Annotated in this window: 22 protein-coding genes and 1 pseudogene; 12 read left to right on the top strand and 11 right to left on the bottom strand. The window is 45.2% G+C overall.

Features of this window, described 5'->3' with window-relative positions:
• Positions 1-348 precede the first annotated feature (348 nt).
• The 3 genes from topA (at position 349) to QUB56_RS17245 (ending at position 3,811) form a co-directional block, all read left to right on the top strand.
• Positions 349-3,081, top strand: coding sequence for a type I DNA topoisomerase (topA, locus tag QUB56_RS17255; RefSeq protein WP_332956751.1), 2,733 nt, complete (start codon positions 349-351; stop codon positions 3,079-3,081).
• A gap of 194 nt (positions 3,082-3,275) precedes the next feature.
• The gene (locus tag QUB56_RS17250) at positions 3,276-3,521 is read left to right on the top strand and encodes a hypothetical protein (protein ID WP_332956749.1); all 246 of its coding nucleotides are present in this window, start codon (positions 3,276-3,278) and stop codon (positions 3,519-3,521) included.
• Positions 3,512-3,811: an HNH endonuclease signature motif containing protein gene (locus QUB56_RS17245; RefSeq protein WP_332956746.1), complete on the top strand. Its 300-nt coding sequence runs from the start codon at positions 3,512-3,514 to the stop codon at positions 3,809-3,811. The genes QUB56_RS17250 and QUB56_RS17245 overlap by 10 nt, the downstream gene beginning before the upstream one ends.
• 448 nt (positions 3,812-4,259) lie before the next feature.
• Here the strand turns inward: QUB56_RS17245 and QUB56_RS17240 are convergent, their stop codons facing one another.
• The 4 genes and pseudogenes from QUB56_RS17240 to QUB56_RS17225 form a co-directional block, all read right to left on the bottom strand.
• Positions 4,260-4,904: a hypothetical protein gene (locus QUB56_RS17240; RefSeq protein ID WP_332956745.1), complete on the bottom strand. Its 645-nt coding sequence runs from the start codon at positions 4,902-4,904 to the stop codon at positions 4,260-4,262.
• Between the two features lie 161 nt (positions 4,905-5,065).
• Positions 5,066-5,872, bottom strand: a complete 807-nt coding sequence (locus tag QUB56_RS17235; protein ID WP_332956744.1) for a DUF1838 domain-containing protein — start codon at positions 5,870-5,872, stop codon at positions 5,066-5,068.
• A gap of 147 nt (positions 5,873-6,019) precedes the next feature.
• On the bottom strand, positions 6,020-6,307 hold the full coding sequence (locus QUB56_RS17230) for an RNA-binding protein (RefSeq protein ID WP_332956742.1): 288 nt from the start codon (positions 6,305-6,307) through the stop codon (positions 6,020-6,022).
• 246 nt (positions 6,308-6,553) lie between these two features.
• Positions 6,554-6,810 (bottom strand): annotated as a pseudogene (locus tag QUB56_RS17225) (hypothetical protein); the annotation flags it as partial.
• A 950-nt stretch (positions 6,811-7,760) separates the two neighbouring features.
• On the opposite strand from QUB56_RS17225, the gene QUB56_RS37275 reads away from it, so the two are divergent.
• Positions 7,761-8,093: a helix-turn-helix domain-containing protein gene (locus tag QUB56_RS37275; RefSeq protein ID WP_445243363.1), complete on the top strand. Its 333-nt coding sequence runs from the start codon at positions 7,761-7,763 to the stop codon at positions 8,091-8,093.
• 64 nt (positions 8,094-8,157) lie between these two features.
• The gene (locus tag QUB56_RS37270) at positions 8,158-8,388 is read left to right on the top strand and encodes a hypothetical protein (RefSeq protein ID WP_445243362.1); all 231 of its coding nucleotides are present in this window, start codon (positions 8,158-8,160) and stop codon (positions 8,386-8,388) included.
• An 852-nt stretch (positions 8,389-9,240) separates the two neighbouring features.
• Here QUB56_RS37270 and QUB56_RS17215 read toward each other — a convergent pair.
• Positions 9,241-10,863, bottom strand: coding sequence for a methyl-accepting chemotaxis protein (locus QUB56_RS17215; RefSeq protein WP_332956738.1), 1,623 nt, complete (start codon positions 10,861-10,863; stop codon positions 9,241-9,243).
• A 330-nt stretch (positions 10,864-11,193) separates the two neighbouring features.
• Between QUB56_RS17215 and QUB56_RS17210 the strand changes: the two genes are divergently transcribed.
• Positions 11,194-11,496, top strand: a complete 303-nt coding sequence (locus QUB56_RS17210) for a hypothetical protein (RefSeq protein ID WP_332956737.1) — start codon at positions 11,194-11,196, stop codon at positions 11,494-11,496.
• Between the two features lie 502 nt (positions 11,497-11,998).
• Complete coding sequence (locus tag QUB56_RS17205; RefSeq protein WP_332956735.1) at positions 11,999-12,289, top strand: transposase; 291 nt, start codon at positions 11,999-12,001, stop codon at positions 12,287-12,289.
• Between the two features lie 144 nt (positions 12,290-12,433).
• On the opposite strand, the gene QUB56_RS17200 is transcribed toward QUB56_RS17205, so the two are convergent.
• On the bottom strand, positions 12,434-12,652 hold the full coding sequence (locus QUB56_RS17200; protein ID WP_332956733.1) for a hypothetical protein: 219 nt from the start codon (positions 12,650-12,652) through the stop codon (positions 12,434-12,436).
• Between the two features lie 161 nt (positions 12,653-12,813).
• On the opposite strand from QUB56_RS17200, the gene egtC reads away from it, so the two are divergent.
• The 3 genes from egtC (at position 12,814) to egtD (ending at position 16,306) form a co-directional block, all read left to right on the top strand.
• A complete protein-coding gene (egtC, locus tag QUB56_RS17195; RefSeq protein ID WP_332956732.1) occupies positions 12,814-13,602 on the top strand; it encodes an ergothioneine biosynthesis protein EgtC in 789 nt (262 codons plus the stop codon).
• Positions 13,574-14,866, top strand: a complete 1,293-nt coding sequence (egtB, locus tag QUB56_RS17190) for an ergothioneine biosynthesis protein EgtB (RefSeq protein WP_332956731.1) — start codon at positions 13,574-13,576, stop codon at positions 14,864-14,866. The genes egtC and egtB overlap by 29 nt, the downstream gene beginning before the upstream one ends.
• A 393-nt stretch (positions 14,867-15,259) precedes the next feature.
• Entirely contained in the window at positions 15,260-16,306 is a 1,047-nt protein-coding gene (egtD, locus tag QUB56_RS17185) for an L-histidine N(alpha)-methyltransferase (RefSeq protein WP_332956730.1), read from the top strand.
• A gap of 439 nt (positions 16,307-16,745) precedes the next feature.
• On the opposite strand, the gene QUB56_RS17180 is transcribed toward egtD, so the two are convergent.
• From QUB56_RS17180 to QUB56_RS17160, 5 genes are all read right to left on the bottom strand, one after another.
• Positions 16,746-17,354, bottom strand: coding sequence for a hypothetical protein (locus tag QUB56_RS17180; protein ID WP_332956729.1), 609 nt, complete (start codon positions 17,352-17,354; stop codon positions 16,746-16,748).
• Between the two features lie 9 nt (positions 17,355-17,363).
• Positions 17,364-17,933, bottom strand: a complete 570-nt coding sequence (locus tag QUB56_RS17175) for an SGNH/GDSL hydrolase family protein (protein ID WP_332956728.1) — start codon at positions 17,931-17,933, stop codon at positions 17,364-17,366.
• 313 nt (positions 17,934-18,246) lie between these two features.
• On the bottom strand, positions 18,247-18,858 hold the full coding sequence (locus QUB56_RS17170; protein ID WP_332956727.1) for a hypothetical protein: 612 nt from the start codon (positions 18,856-18,858) through the stop codon (positions 18,247-18,249).
• A 409-nt stretch (positions 18,859-19,267) separates the two neighbouring features.
• Entirely contained in the window at positions 19,268-19,582 is a 315-nt protein-coding gene (locus QUB56_RS17165) for an RNA-binding protein (protein WP_332956726.1), read from the bottom strand.
• Between the two features lie 861 nt (positions 19,583-20,443).
• Positions 20,444-22,126, bottom strand: coding sequence for a tetratricopeptide repeat protein (locus QUB56_RS17160; RefSeq protein ID WP_332956725.1), 1,683 nt, complete (start codon positions 22,124-22,126; stop codon positions 20,444-20,446).
• Between the two features lie 388 nt (positions 22,127-22,514).
• Between QUB56_RS17160 and QUB56_RS17155 the strand changes: the two genes are divergently transcribed.
• Together QUB56_RS17155 and QUB56_RS17150 are read left to right on the top strand one after the other, a co-directional pair.
• Positions 22,515-24,122 carry a pseudouridine synthase gene (locus tag QUB56_RS17155; protein WP_332956722.1) on the top strand — a complete coding sequence of 536 codons (1,608 nt, stop codon included), beginning with the start codon at positions 22,515-22,517 and terminating at the stop codon, positions 24,120-24,122.
• A gap of 138 nt (positions 24,123-24,260) precedes the next feature.
• Positions 24,261-25,379: an alkene reductase gene (locus tag QUB56_RS17150; RefSeq protein WP_332956719.1), complete on the top strand. Its 1,119-nt coding sequence runs from the start codon at positions 24,261-24,263 to the stop codon at positions 25,377-25,379.
• Positions 25,380-25,404 lie beyond the last annotated feature (25 nt).

The following is a 25,404-nucleotide window of genomic DNA, read 5'->3' as shown; positions in this document are numbered from 1 at the left end:
TCAAATTTCCAATCTCAAATCGAGCGCCCAACCCGGACATAAGCTTCAAGTTACAACAAGATTGAGGAACCATCAGCCCGCATCCAGCAGTCTCAACATCCAGTTAGCGACAATTCTGCTAAAGTCAGGTCATCCAAGGAGTGCATCTTTTAGAGAGGCGATTCGCAGCCTCTGGCCCGAAAGCAGTAAAATCCCATCAGCTTGTCACCTGCCACCCGATCGGCAGTAACTTAAAAATTAAGGTAGTTTGAAAATAATCGCCCAAAGTTGAAAGAAACCTTGACATCTGACCTACACTCTCTAATTTAGACCCTCTAGCTGCGCTGCTATCCATATTTAAAAGATGCCATGTCAACCTTAGTCATCGTCGAATCTCCCACAAAAGCCCGTACCATCCGCAACTTCCTGCCCTCCACCTACCGTGTAGAGGCATCGATGGGCCATGTCCGCGACCTACCATCCTCCGCCGAAGAAATACCAGAAGCCGTTAAAGGAGAAAAATGGGCGCAACTCGGCGTAAACGTGGAGGCAGACTTTGAACCCCTCTACGTCATCCCGAAAGATAAAAAGAAAATTGTTAAAGAACTCAAAGACGCCCTCAAAGACGCCACAGAACTGATTCTAGCCACTGACGAAGACCGGGAAGGCGAAAGTATTTCCTGGCATTTGCTGCAAATCCTCAAACCCAAAGTTCCCATCAAGCGGATGGTGTTTCACGAAATCACCCGCGAAGCTATCCGCGACGCCTTAACTCACTGCCGCGATATCGACAATCGAGTTGTACAAGCCCAAGAAACTCGCCGAATTCTCGATAGACTCGTCGGTTACACACTCTCTCCGCTACTGTGGAAAAAAATCGCTTGGGGTTTGTCCGCCGGTAGAGTCCAGTCCGTCGCAGTCAGGCTTTTGGTGCGCCGGGAACGGGAACGCCGGGCTTTCCGCCAAGGTAGTTACTGGGATTTAAAAGCCCTTTTGGAAAAGGGCAAGATTTCCTTTGACGCCAAACTCGTGACAGTCGGCAAAGTCAAAGTTGCAAACGGCAGCGATTTTGATGAAAATACGGGGCAAATTATCTCCGGCCGCCGCGTACTTTTGCTGAACGAAGAACAGGCGCGGGCTTTACTCTCACGCATTCAAAACAAACCTTGGACTGTCACCAATCTCGAAGAACGGCCAGTCACCCGCAAACCTTCGCCGCCGTTTACGACCTCGACTTTGCAGCAGGAAGCTAACCGCAAGCTGCGGCTGGGTGCGCGGGAAACTATGCGCATTGCCCAAAGTCTCTACGAACGCGGTTTTATCACCTATATGCGGACGGATTCGGTGCATTTGTCCGAACAGGCAATCGCAGCGGCGCGCAGTTGCGTGCAAGAACTTTACGGCAGCGAATACCTCAGCCCCCAACCGCGCAAATACACCACCAAAAGCAAAGGCGCCCAGGAAGCCCACGAAGCTATCCGTCCCGCCGGCAGCACTTTTCGGACTCCGCAGCAAACGGGATTGGATGGGATTGATTTCCGCCTCTATGATTTGATTTGGAAGCGGACTGTCGCTTCTCAAATGGCCGATTCCCGCCAAACTCACGTTACGGTACAAACTCAGGTAGAAGATGCCGGTTTCCGTTCCAGCGGCAAACGGATTGATTTTCCAGGCTTTTTGCGGGCTTACGTGGAAGGTTCCGACGATCCAGATGCGGCGCTGGAAGACCAAGAGGTGATTTTGCCGGCGCTGAAGGTGGGGGATAAACCTAATTGTCAGGATTTAGAGGCAGTTGGGCACGAAACTCAACCTCCCGCCCGCTACACGGAAGCCTCTCTGGTCAAAATGCTCGAAAGCGAAGGTGTGGGCCGTCCGAGTACCTATGCGAGTATTATCGGGACAATTGTCGATCGGGGATATGCCAAATTAATAGCTAATGCCCTAATTCCGACATTCACCGCTTTCGCCGTCACTACTTTATTGGAAACACATTTTCCCGATTTAGTAGACACCGGTTTTACTTCCCGAATGGAACAAACCCTCGATGAAATTGCCACCGGCGAGGCTTCATGGCTGCCGTATTTGCAAAAGTTTTATAAAGGGGAAACCGGACTCGCCACCCAAGTCAAAGAACAGGAAAGCCAGATAGACGCGAAAGTTGCCCGAACTGTGATATTGGAGAATTTGCCAGCAAAAGTCTGCATAGGCAAATTCGGCGCCTACCTGGAATCGGAAAGCGAAGAAGGCCTGGTAAAAGCATCGATTCCCCAAGATTTGACGCCGGCAGATTTAGATCCGGAACAAGTGGAGTTTCTGTTAAAGCAAAAAACCGAAGGCCCGGAAAAATTGGGACTCCACCCGGAAACCGGGGAACCGATTTATGTGCTGATTGGCAGTTATGGGCCATACGTTCAGTTGGGGGATGTTTCGGAAACGAACAAGAAACCGAAGCGGGCTTCTTTACCGAAGGGGACGGATAAGGATAGCGTGACGCTGGATATGGCGGTGAGTTTGTTGACTTTACCCCGGTTGTTGGGCTCTCACCCGGACACGGGGGCGAAGGTGCAAGCTAATTTGGGGATGTACGGGCCTTATGTGGTGCATGACCAGGGTAAGGTGGGGAAAGATTATCGATCGATCAAACCGCCGGATGATGTTTTGACGATAACGCTCGATCGGGCTTTAGAGTTATTATCGCAGCCGAAAGCCGCCCGCGGCCGCAGCAAAACAGCGACACCTTTAAAGGAATTGGGCGCCCATCCAGAGTCGGGAGAACCGATCAATGTTTACGACGGCCGCTACGGTCCCTACGTGAAACACGGCGATATCAATGCTTCTTTGTCGAAGGATGAATCTGTGGAGAATTTCACCTTGCAAAGAGCACTGGAATTGTTAGCAACGAAGGAAGCAGCGGGAGGCAGTAAATCTAGCAGCAAATCCAAGAAGTCAACTAAGACAACTGCGGAGAAATCGGAAACTGCAACGAAGAAGACTGCAGCGAAGAAAACTACTGCTAAAAAGACGACAACTGCAGCGAAGACAACCACTGCTAAAAAGACGGCGACTGCGACAAAGACTAAGAAAGAAACTAAGTCAAGTTAGCAGAATTTACCCACTGTAGGGTCAGAAACCGGGTTTTTGGCGAAAATAATTTGTTTTAGCAGACAGATTCGGTAAAAAACTCGGTTTCTTCGATCGCGCCGTGCGTAAGTAGGTCGGCTCTTTCTAAAGTAATCCTTTCCTTCTCATGAGACAATCAAAACTATCCATGTAGTAATTGGAGTAATTGAATCACCATGAGAACTCAACTTATGGTACAACCTTCCTACTGGATCGATGGTGAGATTTCGATTCAGAAAGTCAGAAATCTTTACTTATTCAAATTGACCGAAAACCTGCAAGCCAGATTAGAAGAACTAGCCGACAGAAAAAAGGCTAATCTTTTAACTTCAGAAGAGGTTGTAGAATTAGCAAGCTTACTAGAACTATATCGGATTTTTACCTTAATTAACGCTAAAGTTATAGCAGCCTCATGTCCGTAAACCGCCCTACTATAAATTTAGTAGGAAGTAGAGCTAATTTTCTTTGTGAATATTGCCATTCAGCGGAAGAAAGTAGCTATACTCTATTTACGATAGATCTTATTTTACCTCGATCGATTGGTAGTAGCGATGAACTTGAAAACTTAGCTTTAGCTTGTCATCGCTGTAATAATAATCGCTATAATTTTGTCACTGGTACTGACCCAGAAACAGAACAAGAAGTAACCTTGTTTAACCCCCGTCAACAGCAATGGTCTGAGCATTTTAACTGGTCTGCAGATAGTTTATAAATAATGGGTATTACTCCAACAGGTAGGGGAACCTGCGATCGATTAGACCTTAACGATCAATATCATAATGAAGGAGCGATTATCAGAGCTCGTCGTTTATGGATTAGGCCAGGGTGGCATCCTCCCTCTGGCGATCCTCGCCAAAATTCATAATAATGTAGTATTATAATATCGTCAGTTCAAATTATTACTGAATTTCCCTCCTCATGAATAATGCCCCAGCCACTACCCTTCAAGCTGCATTACAAAGCCTTCCTCAAGGCGCTTCAGAAGCTATTGTCAGTGCTCACTTTTTACCTCAGTTTTTGTAAGCATTGGGATTTGAATCTGATGAGGTTCCGAATATGATACTAATGGTGGTGGAATAGCTGATAAAGCAGCTAGAAAAACTATTGAAAATGATGATATATTTTTACCCACAAAATCTAATCCCTATCTCCTTTTAGAGCTAAAAGGAAAAGACATCAATCTTACGGAAGGTACACCCGGGTACTTCTGACGGGGCGACATTTCGCCCCGTCAGAAAAATTTCTCCTTCTTCAATATATCGCCCCTTTTGTATTCTTAAAACAAACCTTACATTCTTTTCGCTTAACCATTGGGCAAGTTTGATGCTCCCAAATTCGCGGTCTCCTATGAGTACGAATTTATATTTGTTTAGCAGCGGCAAAATAGGGATAATTATTTTGTTTTGCTCTGCGATCTTACTGCACCATTTTTTGGGTAAAATTTGCCAGTACAAGGGTAAAGCTCTTTGCCGCCACATTAGGCCGATGAAAAATATATTTCGGTCACGCCACTGCGTCCTATCAATAGCAACTATTAAGTCTTTATGTTTGTTGAATTGAGTTCTTAAGATGTATTTTATCAGAGGAAACCACAAATTTTTAATAGTGAGAGTCGGTAATTTCAAAAATCTTTGAATGGCGCGTCTTCTACTCTCAAATGCGATCGGGTATGGCATGACTGTTGCCAGCGATTCAATGCTTACTTGTTTATGTGCTTGCAGCAAAAAAAATAAAATTTGCAGAGTTAAGTATTCCGCTTTTTTTAGTTGTCCTTGGAAACAATTTTGGTAAAATGGAGGCAACATTGTATATAGATGGGGTTGCTTATAAAAATTGGCCCCATCTTTTTTACCATAAATCGGTCTAACCTTTGTTAGTTATGGGTCAACACGGGGTTGTCACCCCCTGAACTGATTTTCAGGCCGCGCGATCGCGAAGTCATTGAGGGCATTCATCTATTATCAGCTTATGCTTCCGGTGCTAGCAGAGGGAATCTTTCTCCCGCGAGATAAGCATCAAAGTTCTGTTGAAAATAAATCCAAGAACTCATATCTTCCACATCTAATTGCGATTTCGGCGCATCTTTATACAAAGGAATGCGAGTTTGAATTTCATCTTGCAGCAATTGAGGTAATTCTCTCCAACTCTTGACTTTGAAACCCGTAGCACTGTAAATCATGTTACCGGGTCGATTTCCCATTTTCATCCATGGCAGCCACGGCCCGATTCTATCCCAACTCAGAATTACTTGAGAAACCGAGACCAGTTCGGGATTTAATAATTCTGCTGTGGGCACTGTCAGCTTAAATAATTCCGCTGCTTGATAGATGGGATTTGGACTGTAATCAACAAATCTGGCATCCTCAGCTAAAGGATTAGGATAGTTGGGAAATAAGTCAAAGACAAAAGTCGTAAGTTCAGGCTCTACTTTAGCCGGGAAAATTCCTTTAAAATTACCTTGGACGGGGTTGTTAGCAACGTGAGCAACCGTTAGGGTTTCTCCTGTCCAAGGGTTCTCCCATTTGTGGATAATTTTTCCGCTGCTGGGGTCGAGATAGTAAGTTAGTTCTCGCGAGGTGAATTTCCAGGCGCCCTCGCCGTCAGCAATACACCTGCTTGTACTCATGCCAAGTATTTTGAACAAGCGCTTTTTCGGTTCGTTGGGGACAAAAGAGTAAATATAACCGTTCCAGGTGAGAAATGTTGCTTCACCGTCTAGGGAACTGCGCGTTTTTACCCATTCTTTGGCATCCAATTCTTGTAATAAAACCATACCACAGGCTCCTGTAAAAAATCGATGTTTTTATGCAGCGGATTTGACATTGCATCCCCAAAATCAACTGCTGCTAGCAATTCGGCGCTACTTGCGCACTTGCGCATCAGGTGGGTTCCGAGAGGATGTCAACCGCCGCATCGGGGACTAATATCCGTCGTTTCTCTTAATACCTGTGCCTCGACTTCCCTCTTCTTTGGGTTTAGCTTTGTTCACTCGCAAGGGGCGCCCCATCCACTCTGCACCGTCTAATTCGGCAATTGCAGCGTCTTCTTGGGCATCCTCCATCATCTCAACAAATGCAAAACCGCGCATCCGACCAGTTTCCCTGTCGGTAGGCAAGACAACTCGCTTGACAGTACCGTACTCTGCAAATACTGCTTTCAGGTCTTCTTCGGTGGCGCGGTAAGAAAGATTTCCAATATAGATAGTCATGTCGATCGAACTGAAATTGTTGTGCTATACATAATAACCTGTTAATTTAACTTTCAAGTGGTATCTAGGATTCGACTGGGCAATCGAATCTGACTAAAAGGGTTAGCCCGCACTGACCCTTTGTACTGGCTGCAATAGTTAGTTTGAGCAAAAAGAAGCTCTCACTCACCGTTCGGGTGAGGGATGAGATGAATTTGGTGGCGGTGAGGAATCCCACCCCTGAACAATATTTGATTTTAACAGCACTTAAACAAATTTTAAGCCCAAACAGAGTATCGAACTTGCTTTATAAGCAGAGAATACGCCCCAATGTTGCTTCAGCCACAACACACAAACCGAAAATATATTGCTGTCCCAAACGCTTCGACCGCATCAGTAAAGGTGTTTAAAGGTTTGTGGGTTGACCTGCGTCTTAATCCTCCCGTTAAGCTATGCCATAGAAAAAAAGTGTAAGCACAAAATACCAGAACTAAATGCCTCTCACGGCTGCGTTTATCTCTAATAGCATTTCCCTAAAATCATGCTACAATGATAATGATAATTTAAGGATTCTTGCCAGAAAGTAGATTACCATGAAAGAATTGATTTAACAGCGAGAAAGTTAAAAATATTTTTTTAGGAGCGCCGTAAATCATAACTGACCCCCAAAACAGGCACTTTATGGGTTAAAAGGTGGAGCGAGTAAAAGCATTACGGATGTAGCTGAACCTTTAGGATTACATAGAATTACTGTACATAGATGGTTGAAAAAGTATAGTATTTGCGGTCTCCCATAACTCCTAAAAATAGGGGAATTAACGGGTAGGTTCCGAGTAATTACCAGAACAGTAATAGCGGTAATAGCAGGCAAAATAAGTGAGAAAGCCTGTAAAAGTAAAAGTTATAAATAAATTGTGGCATGGGTAGAATAGAACTATCAAGTATCAGTCAAGAAGCAAACATGACACAAGCAAGTACACTATCGAATTAAAGCTAAATTCAAAGCACCAAGACCTTCGAGTATCAAAAAAGATAAGGCGGCAGGTATAGAGTTTAAAAAAAATAAAAAAATTACTTAAAGTCGCTTTGTGGTTGTCTATGACCCCACATCCCGCCCAAACAGGGCTGAAATATGGGTGCGTAGATGAAAATATAATTGGTTTAAAAACGATTGAATGAAAAAAAATACACCTTTGGGAGTTAAACCAATAGGTAAAGTTCCAGGGAATTTTAAAGCCTACTATAGCCATCCCAAACCAAATGTGAGAAAGTAGAGAGGTAATAAATCTTAGTCAGACCCAACTTATGCTAAATCCATTAAATGAGTTGCTCCAGTTCAATCCCGATACTCGTGAGTTGAAACGAGCGGTTGCTGTTAAGATGTTTCTGCAATGTTATAAACACGCCTGAGATTCAAGGAATTATCGGTGTAAGTTCTGGATTTATTAGCAAATGGACACACCGTTATCAACAGATGGGAGTATCCGCGCTACTCTTTTCATATTCAGGGTCAGTTGGTTATTTAGAACCCGAGCAACGTCAGGCAGCCATTACTTGGTTGAAAACCAAAAATTATTGGAATCTGGCAGAACTGCAACATTACATCGAAGATGAGTACGGTGTCGTGTTTGACTCAAAGGAAAGTTATTATAGGCTGCTTGAACAAGCTGGTATTAGCTGGAAAAAGACGCAAAAACACAACCCTAAAGAATATCCGGCTTTGGTTCAAAAAAAAACAGGAGATTGGCGATTGGTTAGAAGCCCGTCGTGGCGAGATTATCTTTGGTCAGTTCGTCGTCTTCTTTGAGGATGAAGGTCATTTGTTATGGGGAGACGTTTGCAGCTATATCTGGGGAAGAACAGACGAACGCATGGATGTTCCTGTTGTAAATCAACGAAGTAAACAGACTTATTACGGTGCAGTGAAATTGGCTACTGGGCAATGTCTGATTCAAGCTTATAAAGCTGGCAATTCTGAGAACACTATTGGCTTTCTCAACTACTTGCTGAGCCAGTGTCTTGAGAGTCGTATCGCTTTGTGGCAGGGATGGAGCCAGTTACCATCGGTCGAAGGAGATGAAAGCGTATTTAGAATCTGTTAATCAAGGACTAGATGAAGGCAACTAGAAGATTACTTGTATTCGATTTGCCCCTAATGCTCCGCAACAGAATCCGAGCGAGGATATTTGGTTATAAGCTAAGCGCTTTGTGCGAGAGTATTATTATCTTTGCAAGTCTTTTGGTGTAGTTAAATGTTTATTTACAGTAGTCACTCATCTCCAAATATTTGACTTTCCCAAGCTTTTTAGCTATGGTTTTTTCTCACAAATCATTTAGGATTGCTATATATCTTACAGTTTTTTTTTGTTACAATAAAACAGGGACGTATTTGTTTTATCTAAAGCCAGTTCGATGCTCTGTTTGGACTTAAAATTTGTTTAAGTCCCGTTTATCAGAGGAGTAATATCGTTTCCGGTTGGATGGAAAGGATAAAGTCAAGGTCAATAATTCCCCCTTCCCCCACGGACTACTCCCGGCTCCCCATCATTCCGGTGTAACCGGAATTGATATGAGGGGTGGGCGACGAATTGCCAAGCATCTTCGGAAACTAAGCGACTAACAAGGTCTAATATATTGGGTTGCTGCGCGCCACAATCATTGATATAGCGGTTCTCAACTTTCGTGAGGTACTTGCCAGTTAATTACCAATTCCCCACTTCTTCAATTCTTTAATCTAAAATCTAAATTTGTACCTCACTCACTTGAGAATTGCTATACACATCTAGACAGCCCTTGGAGGAAACCTACGTGACATATCCCCAGTCCTTTCTGAGACGGGGATATGTCACCTTCAATCCTTTGACAAAATGGGAAATGCGAAATGCGAAATGGGGAATTGGGAAAATTTTATCCCCATCTCCTTAATCCCCAGTTTAGGATATTACTTTTCTGAATTAAAGTACATATCTGAGATTTAAAGCCGCTTGGTTAAGTTTTTGAGTGCCAATTCGACTTTGGGTAATACCGATGGCTGTTTCCCCTGCTCCTTTATTCAGAGCATTCATCGCATCTACCACTTGCTCAATAGCTAGCGCCTGCTGTTTGGTATTCAGATAAATTTGCTGACTGCTGACAACAACACTGTTAATAGCATTAGCCACATGGTTAAAAGTTTCCGCCGTACCCTCAGTCAATTTCAGGCTATTATCTAAAGTTGTATTCCCCTCATCTGTTACCATCACTGTCTTATTAATGGCATTCTGTATATCGTTTATCAAATCATTAATCTCAGCCGCCGATTTCTTGCTTTGATCTGCCAGTCTGCGAATTTCCTTGGCCACCACCCCAAACCCCTTTCCTTGTTCTCCGGCGCGTACTGCTTCCACTGTGGCGTTAATTGCCAGCATATTAGTTTGATTAGCCAAATCGCTGACTAAAGTGGTAATATTAGCAATCTGATTGGTTTGCTGGCTCAAATATAAAACTTGCTCGGCGATCGCTCCAACTTTTTCCGTCAAAGTCAACATTCCCTGCTGGGTTTTCTGCACTACTTTACTGCCTTCTGCTGCCATGTTTAAGACATGACTGGCCTTCTCAAGGGCTGATTCGGCTTGCATAGCTGATTGCCTCGATGATGCCCCCAATTCATCCATTGTGGTAGTTGTTTGATTAACAGAAGCAGCTTGTTGTACAGCAATACGTTCCTGTTGCTCAATTGTAGCAGCGATCTCGGTGGAAGAACTAACAATCATATTAATAATACCTTTCAGGGCCTTATCTAAAGGTTTGGCGATCGCTATACTTAAAGCTATTCCTAAAATAATCGCGGTTAGCGGTCCAACTGTCATCCCGAGTAAGACGGATACTTGAGTCTTACTAATATCATTTTGTGCGGTTTGATAAGCGTTATCTGCTTGTTCTCTGTTATAAGCAGCAACTGCTAAGGTTGATTTTTCAGACCTCATAAATTTAACGCGAATTACCTTAGCTTGCTGACTAAGTTTATTTAAGAGGTTACTAGCTATCTTGGCTCTTTCCATTTCTGGCGAATTACTTTTACCCTGATTAATTAGTTCTATCTGCAAAGCCAAAGGATTCAAAATTCCCACTTTTTCAAATTCTTGATTAATTTGCAGGAGTTCTTGATCTGCCTGCTTCCAATCCTCCCAATACTTAAGCATCTCTTGATATAGTGCCTCTTCCTCTGAGGTACGTGTACTGGCTTCGTATGCTTTAAACCCATCTTGAATCTGCTGCCAAGCCTTATCCATTCTGTTTAAGGCATCTTGCCTTTCTGCTAGAGTGAGTTCCGGATTAATTAACGCTCTCTCTGATGACTCAATTTGGGTTTGTCCCTCGTTAATTTTCAATAATGCTTCTATACGCGGTAAGTTATTTTTACCGATAGTCTCTATGTGTTGACTGAGATTAGATGTTGAAACCCCTCCTACCCAGGCTACTAAAAATACTAAAAGTCCCATCATCAGAAATGCGCCGATCAGTCTGGTTTGTAAATTCAGGTTTTTCAACATAATATTTTTCCTTCCTTCTACTACAGCGCTCCTCGCTGGAGTCATAAACACATATTGTATAGTATAGCCTTGGTCAGGTAGATGAGGTACCGATTTTGATTTTACCTAAACCCGCGGCGTCAAAAAGGAGACGCACTCCAACCAATTTTAAGGGCTGTAGAAAGAGGGCGGGGTGCAGATCTTTTTTGACAATTTCTGTAGACACCCAACTAGCCCATGATTTATACTTAAGTCAATGATTTGAGTGTAAAGATGTTGGTATTGGAAGCAAAACTGGAAGGAACGAAAGAGCAGTAGGGAAATCTGAATGAAGCTATTCGCACTGCTCGTTTTGTTCGGAACATTTGCCTGAAATACGGGCTGGACAATAAGGGCATGGGTAAATACGAGTTAAGTTCATATTGGGCTGTACTGGCAAGTCAATTGGATTTGGCTAAAAACCTCAATTTTCTGGCAGGTAAAGCTAGGGTAGAAAGAGCAGGTTCTGTCATTTCTCGCTTTTATGACAACTGCAAGAAGCGCAAGCCAAGAAAAAAGGGGTATCCTCGGTTCAAAAAAGAACAAACTCACTGTTCTGTTGAGTACGAAACCAATGGATGGAAGCTTTCGGAAGAGCGGCGATATATAGCCTTTCTCAGTAACATGAGGTGTTCTCGCGGGCATAGGGCATGGGCATAGGACTTGCCCCCATACCTCACCACGCGATCGAACCGCTATATCACTTTTTCTGACTGTTTTAAAGCGGGAAATTTTAAAATGTGGGGAACCTGCGATTGGCATTTCTATTAATTGAAGCAGATTAAGCGTGTCCGCGTTGTCTGTCGTGCAGACGGATACTAGGCTTGATTTTGTCTTGACCAAGAACGGTTGGATAAAGGTGAACAAACTGCCGATCGGGTCGGTATTGATGTGGGATTGAATCACTTTTACACCGATTCCGACGGGCAAACAGTAGGGACTCGGGGTCATATTCGTAAATCTCAAAAGTCTTTGAGGCGACTTTAATGTCGTATGTCTAAGGCCAAAAAAGGTTCCAATAATAGAGCTAAGTTTAGAAATAAACTGGCTAGAAAATACCTCCAGGTAAGTCGCCATTTCCTTAAGACTTTGCTGTCAAAACGCCAAGGTGCGTAGTGATGTCCAACGACATAGTGACCTAGGAGGAATTGAAGGTCGAAATATGGTGAAAAATCGACATCTTTCTACATCCATTTCTGACGCAGGGTGGACTCAGTTCCGTAGTTGGTTTGAGTATTTTGGGAAAGTGTTCGGCGTGGTAACAGTTGCTGTACTACCCCACTACACTTCACAAAATGGCTTGAATTGTGGGGAGGCCGTCAAAAAGTCTTTAAGCACCAGATTACATACTTGCTATCATTGTGGACATTCTCAGGACAGAGATTGGAACGCTGCACGAAACATTTTAGAAAAAGCATTAATTACGGTGGGTCCCATGGGAATTAATGCCTAGGCGTGAGGCTGACCAATACTTGGAGGAGGAAACTCGTTCAAGCAAGTCAACTCGTAGAAAGAGGAAGCCCACAGAAAGATCTTTGGCATCCCCCGCTATATTCGGTATCCCGAATTAGCGGCGGGAGAATGTCAATGCTTTTCCTTAGTCGATCGAGATTGACTGAGGCCCCGTGCTTTTACCGTTGGTGGGTTCGGCTGGGGGAGTAGTGTATGAAGTTGAACCGGCTTGCGAGTCGATCCAGCTTTTAACGGGCTCTTCGTGAAGGTTGAGTCGAAGCAGGCCCGAAAAAAATCCGCCAGTGAAGGCGATGGGCTGTTGGATCAATTCTTTGACCATTGGCGTGAGTTCGTCGAGGAACATTCAAGAGTCTCCTTGTGCTGCTGGGGTTCTACCTTAACTGTAGCGTTTGTACTGCGATGCTGGCAGCAACCTACAAAAAACCTTCTAGCGCTGAAGATGGGCGATCGGCTAAGAAGCCGACTAATGGCCTACAATGCTAATCAAATTGCTGCAAAAATTTTATGTGCCGTTTGCTTGGCTACCTCGGGGAGCCGATTTTACTCGATTCTATTTTGTACAAGCCGGAACATTCCCTAATTGTGCAGAGTTACGATCCCCACGAAATGACTTCTGGTCTACTCAATGCTGACGGTTTTGGTATTGGTTGGTATCACCCGCATCTAGATACTGACCCGTTTACTTATAAAAATGTACAGCCAATTTGGAGCGACGTTAACCTTCCGAGTATCAGTCGATACGTTGAATCCGGATGCGCGATCGGATATGTTCGCAGTGCAACTTCAGGACAAGCTGTAGATTTGAGCAACTGTCAGCCGTTTCAGAACGATCGCCTGCTGTTCGTACACAATGGCTTTGTGGAGAATTTTCGGCGAACTCTTTACAGACCAATTCGCGATCGCCTCAGCGATACGCTTTATCAATCAATTAACGGCACTACAGATTCAGAGCATATCTTCGGCTTGTTTGTCAATGAATTGACAGCCGCCAATCTGACTCTAGAAGCTGCTTTGCAAAACACGCTGAAAACTTTGGCAGAGTTAGCAAGCTTTCACCAAGTAGAATTTTCAGCTAATATAATTATCAGCGACGGACACCAGCTCGTTGCCTCTCGCTTTGCTTCCCAAAAAACCCCTCCTTCCCTCTATTGGCTGCGAGACGATTTAAATTTCCCGGATTCTGTCATCATTGCTTCTGAACCTTTATTTGCTGGCAATTGGCACGAGTGTCCAGTCCAGAGCATTATCAGTACCGGAGTAGACCGTGATATCCAATTCTATCCAATCTTGTAGAGAGGCAATTTATCGGGATTTGCAGCAGTGTCGCAGCGGCACTTTCAAGCTATTTACAGACATCGACTACGATACTTTCTGCCGCCAAGCTCATCCTGATTTCAGTCCGGTTGGCTGGCACTTAGGTCACATTGCTTATACTGAGGATTTGTGGCTGCTGCAGCGGTGTGCGGGGTTGAAGCCAGTCTTTCCTGAGTATCACCAACTGTTTGCTGCTGATATTTTGCCAAAAAAACAACGGGTTTTTCTGCCGACGTTACCTGAAGTTGAATGCTATCTGAACGCGGTGAGAAAAAAGGTGTTAGATTATTTGGAAGTAGCGCCGATCGACGAGCAAGAACGTCTCTGGCGGTTTATTATTCAGCACGAAAGCCAGCACTGCGAAACTGTTGCTTTCGTGTTGCAAATGCAAAGGAAGAAGGAAGAAGAAAGAGGGAAGAACGAAGAAGGAAGAGGGAAGAACGAAGAAGGAAGAACGAAGAAGAATGCCCAATTCCCGATGCCCCATGCCCCATGCCCAATTCCCAATTTAGCGATTGAAATTCCGGGCGGGGAATTTTACATGGGAAGCGATGCTGCTGAGGCTTTGGATAACGAGCGATCGCGCCACCTATGTTATTTAGAAGCATACTCGATCGATCGCTATCCCGTCACTTGCCGTCAATACCGAGATTTCATGGAATCCGGCGGCTATCAAAATCCTGATTGGTGGTCAGCGGACGGCTGGAAATGGCTGCAATCTGCTCAAGTCGATCGACCGCTTTACTGGTCAGAAAATCCAGCTTTCAACAACCATCCAGTCTGCGGCGTGAGTTGGTACGAAGCTGAAGCTTACTGCAACTTCACGGGCAAGCGTTTGCCATCGGAAGCCGAATGGGAAAAAGCTGCGAGTTGGGATGCCACAAATCAAACATATCACCTCTATCCTTGGGGAAAAGAACAGCCAAACGGCACTTTGTGCAATCACGGCAATAATATTGCAAGTACCTCGCCAGTTGATGCCTATCCCAAAGGAGCAAGTGCGGCTGGTTGCTGCGATATGTTGGGCAATGTTTGGGAATGGACTGCTTCAACTTTTGATGCCTATCCGGGATTTGAAAGTTATCCTTACAGGGGATATTCTCAAGTTTATTTTGATGGAGAACACCGGGTTTTGAAAGGCGGGAGTTGGGCGACTTTTCCGCAGGCACTGCGATCGACTTTTCGGAATTGGTACTATCCGGGTGTGCGGCAAATTATTGGTGGTTTTCGCTGTGCTAAGTAGTTCGCTATTTCATTAGAATTATCGAGTGCACGGCTCCGTGCGCTCCTTGGTTCTTAGTGAAGACTAAAGTCCTCAATACACTCGCTCCGACTAAAGTCCTCCCTACTAATTTATAACGGTTCTTTTACGGATACCATATAAAATGATTGATGGGGAATCAGAAGAGTGTTTGCTAAATGCCAAAGTTTTGACCAGGTAAAAATATTAAATAAAAAAAACTTTTGTGAATTATTTGATAATTTTAGTTGCTAATTTTTAAGTTTTAAGACTGGACGCGATCGCCATCCGGTGAGACAATAGAGAACCGAGATCGGCATGGAAAATCTCTTTTGAGCGCGATCTTTGGCAACGCGACTGCGTGCTAGGCCCATATGTGCATCTAAAAATTACTTTATGAAATCCCCAAGACTGTCCGACACGGCTTCCTCAGGCTCAACCAAAGAAAAGCGACTGCACTTAGAGCGACTTGTGAGCGCTGCAGCACCGACACCCGCAGAAATCAATGCTGGCAGCGATGCAGTTAGCGGGTTGACTCAAAACCCCAAATCCCTGCCTCCAAAGTATTTCTACGACGATCGCGGCTCAAACTTGTTCGAGTTGATTTGCCAGTTGCCAGAATACTACCTGACACGCACTGAGACGGCGATTTTGCAGGAGTGCGCGGGGGCGATCGCAAGTATAACGGGCCCCTGCGAAATTGTGGAACTTGGCAGCGGCAGTTCCACCAAAACTCGGATTCTCCTCGATGCTTACAGTCAACTGGAATATCCCCTGCACTATTTGCCGATCGACATCAGTCCTACTATCCTAGAAAGCAGCGCTTGTCAACTGTTGGCCGATTATCCGTCGCTCCACATTCACGGACTTGTCAGCACTTACGAATTAGCCTTAGCTAAAATTTCACCGTCGCCGTTGCCAACCCGAATGATTTGCTTTCTAGGCAGTACCCTGGGCAATCTCAACGCTCAAGAATGCGATGTATTTTTCTCGCAAATTGTCGGTGCATTGCAGCCAGGAGAGTATTTTTTGCTGGGAATTGACTTAGACAAATCTAAGGATATTTTAGAGCCTGCCTACGATGACAGTCAAGGAGTGACGGCGGCATTTAACTTGAATATGCTGCGGCATTTAAATCGGAGGTATGAGGGAAATTTTGATTTGGCGCTGTTCGAGCATTGGGCTTTTTACAATCAAGAGGAATGTCAAATTGAAATGCACTTGAAAAGTAAAAAAGCGCAAACAGTGCAGTTGCGCGCTCTGAATTTAACGGTTGAATTTGCAGCGGGAGAAACTATCCGCAGCGAAATATCGCGCAAGTTTAATCTCAATACTGTAAAAAAAGAACTTTCCCAGCGTGGTTTAATGCCGATGCAAGTTTGGACAGATCCAAATCAGTGGTTTGGCTTGATGCTTTGTCAAATTCCTGATGTTAATAAATGAGAGCTTCAAATATTACCCACAGTCAGGACACGGGACCGTGTTCATTGGTGTCAACTTAACACTAAAACCCTTGATAAATATCGGTTTTATGTGAGTCTATATCCCCCTAAATCCCCCTTAAGAAGCTATGCTTTATAAACATCTTTCTTAACATTTGGATAGCGAGCGCTCTTACGCTATCAAACCCCCATTCCTCGATGACTACTTCTCAATAAACTTGATTTTTTATCAACAAACATAAGTGTCAAATTGTCAAGGCTGGTGGGAAAATGAATCAGGAAAGCCTTGTTGCACAAAGCTTTCCTGATTGTTAATAAAGATGTGGGTAACGCATAGCTTAAGAAGGGGGCGCCGGGGGGATCGAACCCTAATAGTCAAACAGCAGACCGATATTACGTTTGACGTTAAGTTGACACGAATGGGAAGAATTATATTAATGTTATTTCACTAGGGCGTTATTTTTTGTGGAACCCGAAGGCTCTGCTTTGAACTTATCGCATAAGTGTTGTGCCATAAGTTGAGCAACTTGCTCATGGCCTTGACTATTCCAATGGCCTTCACAGGGTAGAGCATTGGGAAAGCCATGTACGCAAGTTTTATTTTTTTCTGCATACTCTCGCAATCGCGGGACTGTATCCAATGTCGTAATATTGAGGGAATCGCCAAGAGATTTGATTCTGTGATTAGGATAATACAAGTCCTTAATGCCAGATTGTTTCATATAGCCTTGACGAGCTATAGGATCGGGATGGACTTGAGCTCCCGTACTGACAATCAAAACCATAAAATCTGCCTTTTTTGCCTTAACTTCCTGATTCATTAGTGTAATTAATCCTTCTGTCACCTGCCAAGCCTCTTTCCATACTGGCTCAATAGGTTCTTGAAAGTTCTTAGAAAATTCTTCTTTTTCTGTGGCATCAAGCAGACGTTTCTTATTATCTAAATCCACTTGTCTGACTAACCGCAAAATGCGTGAATTATTGACCAACCAAGTGGGAAGATTATCAACCAGGGAAAATTTCAAATAATCATGTTCTTTCGGCGACATTTTTAACCATCACATATCTGGGACTAATTCACCATTTTTATAGACGAAATAGGGCCGACGTTTATAAAACTCAAGTTTTTTTGAATTGTTAATAAGATCGTTGCCCGGGAAAAAAGCTAAGATCACTAAATCGGGAGAATATTTCCAGACTTTATGGCGCAAAGTCATTAGTTCTTGAGCAGTCCCATAACCCTGAACCCCAAAATTAATTACCTCAACTTTGCGATCGCTTAAAGCAGTACATTTTTTATTGAGTTGCTTTCTCATTTTCCACCAAAAAGTCTTTTCCATCGGCACTTGTAAAGCTTCGGCAAAGGAATCTCCCACCACCGCGATCCGAAAAGTTTTTGGTGGTTTCTCCTTCGTATGTTCACGCTCGCGTAAACCATCTTTATTCGCGTGGATGAATGAGCGCTCCCCTTCACCCTGCCACTCGAAAGACGCGCCCGGATTCAATGACCAAGCTCCAGCGGGATCGTCTAATCTGTAAATCTCAAAAGAGACAGGCTCACTGGGCTTTTTCAGACCTTTAATTCCTCCGAGATGAAGAGCTAATTCTCCCAGGAAAACACCCGCCATAATTCCCCCCAAGATTAGGCTGAGTTGTTGCACCCATAAACTTAGTTTTCTCATGTTAGTTTTATCATGGATAGAAATGGGGTCTAAATCACGGCAAATATCTCACAAAGACAATCCCTACAATAATAATTGGTGTTTGGATCGCGCTCATAAAAAGCCCAAACCGCTTCCAACCATACTAAATCGGATTCAGGGCTCAGGGCGCGATCGTGTCTCTGTTCAAAAACTGTCGGAAGTATTGCTATGAGTCTGTTTACCCAAGTATTTGGCGATTTAGTTTGACTTTTAGCAATTACCCATTCCCCATTACGAATTAACAAATTGGCCGCTGTCCGGGTTTTACGGCGTGAATGTACTCGCTGCCCGAGGTGGGCCATCCCCGCTTGTAATAGGCTTCCTCCGGCTTCCCCCAGCCCAACTGCAACAAAATTTCTAGAAAATCCAACTTTTCCCAGTTCGAGAGACTGGCCCATTCTGTGCGCTGTGCTATAGCCTCTACATCAACCGGCTCGATCGATCGAAAATCCTTGCCGCTGTTAATGCTTAAATACAAATCCATCCCCGCAGTTACCTGCTGCCAGAATTCCAACATAGAAATCTTAGCTGCCTTCAGCGTTATCAAATCAATCGGTAGAGCTATTAATTCCTCATCCACTGCGGGATAGCGTAGAGTATTGCCTTTAACCGCAATTTCCCGCCAGACAATCCCAGAAACTTGATGTTCCCGCTGGTATTCGTGCACGGCAGCCTTAAAATTTTGATAGGCAGTGAACTTCTGAACGCCCTCTGATTTGAGAAAGCGGTCAATCACGGGGTTGCCTGTAGCAGGAGTTTGAGTCAAGTTGAGGCGCCGCCCATGCAAGCAGGCTTGGCGCTCTTCTTCGAGGATTTTAATGAGTTCCGCCGTGCTGTAGACCTTGGACATCTTTATTCAGGCAAAATCAAGATACTGGCTGATATTCGGCTGGTTTTCTCAACTAATCTTCGGTAAAGATAGTTTGGTGGTTCTGGGCAATATTGAGTTTTGTCGTTATTCTAACTTTTCTTTGTGCTTAATTCTAGTTTGATAGTTTACAGGAGTCGATCCCAGAAATCCCGACAGCCTCTTAAAAAAAGAAGTTAAGAGGATACCGAATCACGAACTAGACTAATAACTGCACCGCAGAGGTACCTCGCGGGATTTTTTGCCAAAAACAAAGCCCCCTCGAAGGAGGGGGCAAAACTGACTTAGAGGTTTGCGAGTTTTATTTGGCGGGTCGATAGAACAACCTGAAAAAGAAGCAGCATTCCCACCTGCCCTCAACTACCAAAACTCTAATTTTCTGTCTCAAAGCTTAGTAGCGTCGTGAAGAGCGATCGTTGTCGCCCCAGCCACCGCCACCGCCCGAGGGGCGTCTGTTGTTGTTTTCGCGAGGTTTTGCTTTGTTGACTTTCAAGTCGCGGCCCATCCATTCAGCACCGTCTAGAGCTGCGATGGCTGCTGCTTCTTCTGCCTCGCTTGCCATTTCCACAAAAGCAAAACCCCGCATCTTCCCTGTTTCCCGATCCATTGGCACTTGGACGCGGCTGACAGTACCGTACTCGGCAAATACTTCGTTGAGGTCCTCTGATGTTACCTCATATGAAAGATTACCCACGTAAATCGACATAAAATCTCCAGAATCATTAGGGTGCAGAGATTTAGATTCGGAGAGACGCTTGTAAATAAACACCAACAAACTACGCAACCGAATTTAATTCTTGAAAAACTACTATAACATGAAGCCAGCAAAATCAGCAATTGGCTATCATAATTTTCAATTTTGGGTGCTGAGCGGGCCATCGGCAACAGAAAGTATTCGTGATAACTGACATCTGACAATCTTGGCGTCATCCGCTTGGTTTCTTGCTGCTGGATCGAGCCCAGAGCAGAGATTTTTTGTCGCTGTTACCGGGTTGATTGGGTCTTATTGAGAACAGTGCCTGAGCTCAGTTATAACTGACATCAGGCATTTTTATGGAACAGGCAGGCCTCCTGCGTGTTCCACCAGATATCAGTGTTTTGAGTCGCCGATTCATCTTCTGATTAGTTAATGTTTGCCGACCATTCATATTATTTCCTATCGAAAAACCTCCCTACCAACCTGCTCAGGGTTTTTTTACTGGACACGATATTATTACTTCCTTGAGCGAATTTTACCGACCTAAGCTAATCCGCATTTAAATTGCATGGTAAAATAAATTTTCATTCTTGTGGGGTGGGCAGGAACTCCCGCCCGCAACATACAATTTAAATGCACAACAGCTTATAGCAATACTATTTAATTTATGAATTAGATTTTTTTATGCACCGCAGAGGGCGCAGAGCACGCAGAGGAAGAGAAAAGAGGGAATGTTTTAGGAGTGTTGGCCCTCAGAACACTGCACAGCTTATATCTGACAGCGAGCCTCCTGCTAGGGAGCAAGATGTATCTCGCTTCGTTATCTGAGAGCGAACACTACGAAAGAAAGCTATCCTTGGGATGCTCCTATTACCACTTTCCTGACATCACGCCCTTGAGTCTCAATTCTTCTCGATTGACTAGAGCTTCGTAGTAATCTGGTTTGATTTCCAGGGCTATTCCGTAAGAGGTAATGGCATCTTGAGTCCGCTGCAATTTTTGCAAAACGTCGCCCCGCTGCGCCCAAGCTTCCCAGTTGTCGGGCTTGAGTTGAATCACTTGGTCAAAAGCGACGAGTGCTTCTGAATAGCGCTGCATTTTATCGAGGATTAAAGCTCGCTGCACCCAGCCTTGGTAGCTGTCGGGCCAGATAGTAATTGCTCGATCGTATGATGCTAGAGCTTGTTCGTACTGCTGCAAATTTGAGAGAGCGTTGCCGCGTTTCAACCACGCTTCAAAATTGTCTGGCACGATTTTAATTACCCGGTTGTAAGCTGCGACGGCGTCTTCGTAACGCTGCAATTTTTCCAGCGCCGCGCCTTGCTGCAAACCTACTTTTGATGTAATTTCTGCTTCCGAACTCAGAGAGATTACTTTATCAAAACAGGCGATCGCTTCTTCGTATTGCTGCAATTTTTCCAGAGCTTCGCCTCGCAAATTCCAAGCTTCTAGAAAATTACCTTCAATTTGTAGGGCATTGCTGTAAGCGATAATAGCCTCTTTGTAGCGTTCCAATCCTGCCAGGGCGATGCCTCTACCCAGCCAAGCTTCCGGGAAATTCGGATTAATTTGAATGGCTTTGTCAAAAGCAGCGATCGCCCCTTCAAAATCTCTCGTTTCTGACAGTGTTTGACCGCGCCCGATCCATGCTTCGGCATAAAAAGAATTAATTTTAATTGCCCGATCGAAACAACCAATTGCTGCATCGGGCCACTGGTATTGGAGGGCCATTCCTTTATAGAACCAAGCTTCGCAGTCGTTGGGCTGCATTTGCAGTACGCGATCGTAAGCTGTGACCGCTTCTGCATATTTGTGCAATTTTGCTGAAGCAATGCCCCGATTGAACCAAGCTAGACTATTTTGCGGTTGCAGTTGAATGGCCCGATCGTAAGAAGTTACAGCTTCAGCGTAGCGTTCCGCCTTCATCAAAGCCAAACCTCGGTTCAGCCAAGCTTCCCCATTAGTCGAGACGAGTTTCAGCGCGCGCTCGTAAGCGGCCACGGCATCAGGGTAGCGCTCGGCTTGCAGCAAGGCGTTGCCTTGCCGGCACCACATCGCGGGCAAATTCGGATGAATTTGGGTCGCTCTTTTGTAACAGCTTGCTGCTGTCTCCCACTGCTGCAATTCCTCTGATACTCTGCCCCGCTGATACCAAGCTTCGTGCTTTTCTCGATTGATTTGAATTGCTTTGTCTAAAGCTACGATCGCTTCTGAGTGATTCTGCAAACTTAACATTGCACTCCCCCGCAGCATCCAAGCCCAATATTCTTCGGGATTAATTGCAATCGCTCGATCGCAGCAGGCCACCGTTTCTGCCCAGGAGTGCAGTTGCTTGTAAGCTTTGCCCAGATTCAGCCACGCCCGGGCCCAGTCCGGCTTAATTTGAACCGCTTTTCCGTAGCAAAGGATTGCCGCTTCGTACCTTCCCGATGCGTACAATCTATTGCCCCGATCGTAATCTGGAAATGCTGCAAAAATTCTAAAAATCGGCGGCAGCAGAGCTGGTTGGGGGTTTGAGGAGTTTTCTGTGGCAGAAGTCGAGAGGTCTGGCATACGCCTTGCACATAAAAAATTTAGTGGGATAACAAGCTTGCAGTCTTATATATTAACTTATGCTTTTCTTAACTTGCTGCTGTTAATGAAACCAACTTAGCATATCAGGTTTGCTGCGACCAATGATTTTTACCTAATTGTAGTAGGTATAAAATTATCCACCGTTCCTACGGATCGTATACCGCTGTAAAATACGGTCAGGACACCAACAAATACAGAGCGCTCCAGATTTCAAACCAAATTTAAGATGCTACTGGTACACAAGCTTTTAGATTTTGCGGACTGCTTTACCGATTGTGATGCGGGGTCGATCGACTCACGCCCCAATTATTGGTACCAAGGCCGTTGTCCTGAAAGCGGCCAGCTGCTGAGACTGCCGCGCACTCGAATGTCCGAGGATCTCGCCCGAGGTTTGATGCAGTACCTGGCTGCTGACGGTTCCTACGATCGCGAGGGCAAGATGTATGGCATATTGCTGGTGGAGATGCCTTCGGGGGAGCAGGGTATACTCAAAGCATTTTCCGGGCTGCTGAATGGTTGCAGCATTGTTGAAGGCTGGGTGCCGCCGATTCCGGGACGAGAGCGAGTTGCTTTCGAGGAAGCTCGCACGTTAACTCAATTGGAGGCGATGAAACAGGAACTTATTGCACTGAAGCAACTCCCGCAGCGACAACAGTATGAAGCCTTATTTAGCGAGTTTGAATTGCAATTGCAAGTTTTGAGCGATCGCCACCGCAATAGCAAGCAGCACCGAGACGAAAAACGTAAGTTAGTGTGTCAAACTCTCGCAGCAGAGACACTAGAAATTGCCCTCGAACAACTCAATCAAGAAAGCCGTTTGGAGGGAATTGAACGCAGGCAATTGAAACGGCAGCGGGATGAAACATTGCAGCCGCTAAAACAATTAATTGAAGCTGCCGAGGGGCGGATGCGGGCGCTGAAACAGCGGCGAAAAGAACTTTCCCGGGAACTTCAGGGGCAAATGCACGCAGCTTACACTCTGGTAAATTTTTTGGGGAATTCGCGATCGATCTCCTCATTGATGCCCGCTAATTCTATTCCCACTGGCACCGGCGACTGCTGCGCGCCAAAATTGCTCCACTGCGCCGCAGTACACAATCTGAAACCCCTGGCAATGGCTGAGTTTTGGTGGGGGCCGCCATCCGGGGATAAGGTTCAGGGAGAATTTTACGGCGCTTGTGGCGATCGGTGTGGGCCGTTGATGGGTTTTTTGCTGTCAGGATTGGGTCAAAATCCGATGGTTTCTAATAGGGATGAGGGTTTTACGGGCGGGCAAGAAGCCCAATCCCTACTCCCCACAAGCAATAATTTTTCTTGTGGAACGGGCATCTTGCCCGTTACGCAAATGTTACCGATTATTTATGAAGACAAATGGTTGATTGCAGTCAATAAACCCTCGGGGTTGCTGTCAGTTCCCGGTCGTTATCTGGAAAATCAAGATAGTGTTTTAAGTCGTTTGCGTAACTTGTTACCGGATAGTTGGGATTTGACGGCGGTGCATCGTTTAGATTGGGAAACATCGGGTATTTTGCTATTGGCGCGGGACAAAGAAACCAGCAGTCAACTCAGGCAGCAATTTGAAAAAAAGCAGGTTCACAAAGTTTATGAAGCGGTGCTTTCCGGTACTGTAAATGTTGACACGGGGACGATCGAGCTCCCACTTTGGGGCGATCCAGAAAATCGCCCTTACCAGCAAGTCAATGGGGAGTGGGGAAAACCCAGCGTTACTCGCTTTCAGGTAATGGCGAGGGAGGGAAATAATACTCGCATCGAATTTTGGCCGCTGACGGGACGCACGCATCAATTGAGGGTTCATGCAGCGGATGTTCGAGGGTTGGGGATACCGATTTTGGGCGATCGGCTTTACGGATGTCGGGTTGCTGCGAACCGCCTACACTTGCACGCCCGGGAACTTTCCTTTGAGCATCCGCAGTTGGGAGAAAGGCTGCACTTACAGGCGGCGACACCATTTTGAACTCAGGCCGATCGCGCAACGAGCGATAATCGATCGTGAATATGTGATGCCGTTAGCATGGCGGGCGATTCAAGTTATCGTCATTCGCGATCGAACGCTTAATTTACCTCATGTTTCAGTTGACAAAACACCAAAATCATGAATACCAAAACAACTTCTCCACTTCTACTGAGTCCATTCAAACTCGGAGATTTACCCTTAAAAAACCGAGTAGTCATGGCACCCCTGACCAGATGCAGAGCCGGTGAAACGCGGATGCCCAACGCCTTGATGACAGAGTATTACACTCAGCGGGCATCCGCTGGTTTAATCATTACAGAAGCCACAGTGATTTCTACTCAAGCTAATGGTTGGCTCAATACGCCCGGTATTTATTCAGACGAGCAAGGCGAAGCTTGGAAACAACTTGTTTCTGCGGTTCATGCCCGCGAAACGCCGATTTTCATGCAGCTTTGGCACTGCGGGCGGGCTTCCCACAGCAGTTTTCAGGAAAACAATCAATTGCCAGTTGCCCCCTCTGCCATCAAAATCAACGGAGAAGGCATTCATACCCCTCTAGGCAAACAACCCTACGAAACTCCCCGCCCTCTAGAAACCGATGAAATCTCGCTGGTTGTAGAAGATTATCGCCAGGCGGCTGAACGGGCAAAAATGGCAGGTTTTGACGGTGTAGAAATTCACGCGGCTGGCGGCTATCTTATTGACACATTCCTGCAAACCAAAACCAATCACCGCACTGATTCCTATGGCGGATCCGTTGAAAATCGCTACCGTTTTCTTAAGGAAATTGTCGAGGCGATTATCGCAGTATTCCCACCAAACCGAGTGGGAGTTAGACTTTCTCCCGATAGTGTTTACAATGATATGGGATCTCCGAGTTATCGCGAAGATTTTCTGTATATCGCGGGGCAGTTAAATGCCTATGGTTTAGCTTACCTTCACTTGGTGGACAATGTGGCTTATGGCTTTCACGAATTGGGAAAGCCGATGACGATAGGTGAGTTTCGCGATGCGTTTGCAGGTGTGCTCGTCGGCAACGGCGGATATACTCAAGAACAGGCTGAAACGGCCCTGAGTACCAAAGTTGCGGATTTAATTGCTTTTGGTCGGGATTTTATCAGCAATCCTGACTTGGTAGAGCGTTTTACCAATAATTGGCCGCTCAATCCGCCTGCTGAAATCGGCGTCTGGTATTCTTTTGGGCCTGAAGGTTATATCGATTTCCCTACCTATCAGGAATCGGCAGCTATTTCCTGAGCCTCAGATTACATGGATGACACCC

The organism is Microcoleus sp. AR_TQ3_B6 (genome assembly GCF_036702785.1).
Lineage (GTDB): Bacteria > Cyanobacteriota > Cyanobacteriia > Cyanobacteriales > Microcoleaceae > Microcoleus.
This window is presented reverse-complemented; position numbering and strand designations above follow the sequence as displayed.

Excerpts from the sequence above, each read along its gene's own strand:
- topA (WP_332956751.1), top strand. The coding sequence starts at position 349 with ATGTCAACCTTAGTCATCGTCGAATCTCCCACAAAAGCCCGTACCATC.
- QUB56_RS17250 (WP_332956749.1), top strand. The coding sequence starts at position 3,276 with ATGAGAACTCAACTTATGGTACAACCTTCCTACTGGATCGATGGTGAG.
- QUB56_RS17245 (WP_332956746.1), top strand. The coding sequence starts at position 3,512 with ATGTCCGTAAACCGCCCTACTATAAATTTAGTAGGAAGTAGAGCTAAT.
- QUB56_RS17240 (WP_332956745.1), bottom strand. The coding sequence starts at position 4,904 with ATGTTGCCTCCATTTTACCAAAATTGTTTCCAAGGACAACTAAAAAAA.
- QUB56_RS17235 (WP_332956744.1), bottom strand. The coding sequence starts at position 5,872 with ATGGTTTTATTACAAGAATTGGATGCCAAAGAATGGGTAAAAACGCGC.
- QUB56_RS17230 (WP_332956742.1), bottom strand. The coding sequence starts at position 6,307 with ATGACTATCTATATTGGAAATCTTTCTTACCGCGCCACCGAAGAAGAC.
- QUB56_RS37275 (WP_445243363.1), top strand. The coding sequence starts at position 7,761 with ATGGGAGTATCCGCGCTACTCTTTTCATATTCAGGGTCAGTTGGTTAT.
- QUB56_RS37270 (WP_445243362.1), top strand. The coding sequence starts at position 8,158 with ATGGATGTTCCTGTTGTAAATCAACGAAGTAAACAGACTTATTACGGT.
- QUB56_RS17215 (WP_332956738.1), bottom strand. The coding sequence starts at position 10,863 with ATGACTCCAGCGAGGAGCGCTGTAGTAGAAGGAAGGAAAAATATTATG.
- QUB56_RS17210 (WP_332956737.1), top strand. The coding sequence starts at position 11,194 with ATGGGTAAATACGAGTTAAGTTCATATTGGGCTGTACTGGCAAGTCAA.
- QUB56_RS17205 (WP_332956735.1), top strand. The coding sequence starts at position 11,999 with ATGGTGAAAAATCGACATCTTTCTACATCCATTTCTGACGCAGGGTGG.
- QUB56_RS17200 (WP_332956733.1), bottom strand. The coding sequence starts at position 12,652 with ATGTTCCTCGACGAACTCACGCCAATGGTCAAAGAATTGATCCAACAG.
- egtC (WP_332956732.1), top strand. The coding sequence starts at position 12,814 with ATGTGCCGTTTGCTTGGCTACCTCGGGGAGCCGATTTTACTCGATTCT.
- egtD (WP_332956730.1), top strand. The coding sequence starts at position 15,260 with ATGAAATCCCCAAGACTGTCCGACACGGCTTCCTCAGGCTCAACCAAA.
- QUB56_RS17180 (WP_332956729.1), bottom strand. The coding sequence starts at position 17,354 with ATGTCGCCGAAAGAACATGATTATTTGAAATTTTCCCTGGTTGATAAT.
- QUB56_RS17175 (WP_332956728.1), bottom strand. The coding sequence starts at position 17,933 with ATGGCGGGTGTTTTCCTGGGAGAATTAGCTCTTCATCTCGGAGGAATT.
- QUB56_RS17170 (WP_332956727.1), bottom strand. The coding sequence starts at position 18,858 with ATGTCCAAGGTCTACAGCACGGCGGAACTCATTAAAATCCTCGAAGAA.
- QUB56_RS17165 (WP_332956726.1), bottom strand. The coding sequence starts at position 19,582 with ATGTCGATTTACGTGGGTAATCTTTCATATGAGGTAACATCAGAGGAC.
- QUB56_RS17160 (WP_332956725.1), bottom strand. The coding sequence starts at position 22,126 with ATGCCAGACCTCTCGACTTCTGCCACAGAAAACTCCTCAAACCCCCAA.
- QUB56_RS17155 (WP_332956722.1), top strand. The coding sequence starts at position 22,515 with ATGTCCGAGGATCTCGCCCGAGGTTTGATGCAGTACCTGGCTGCTGAC.
- QUB56_RS17150 (WP_332956719.1), top strand. The coding sequence starts at position 24,261 with ATGAATACCAAAACAACTTCTCCACTTCTACTGAGTCCATTCAAACTC.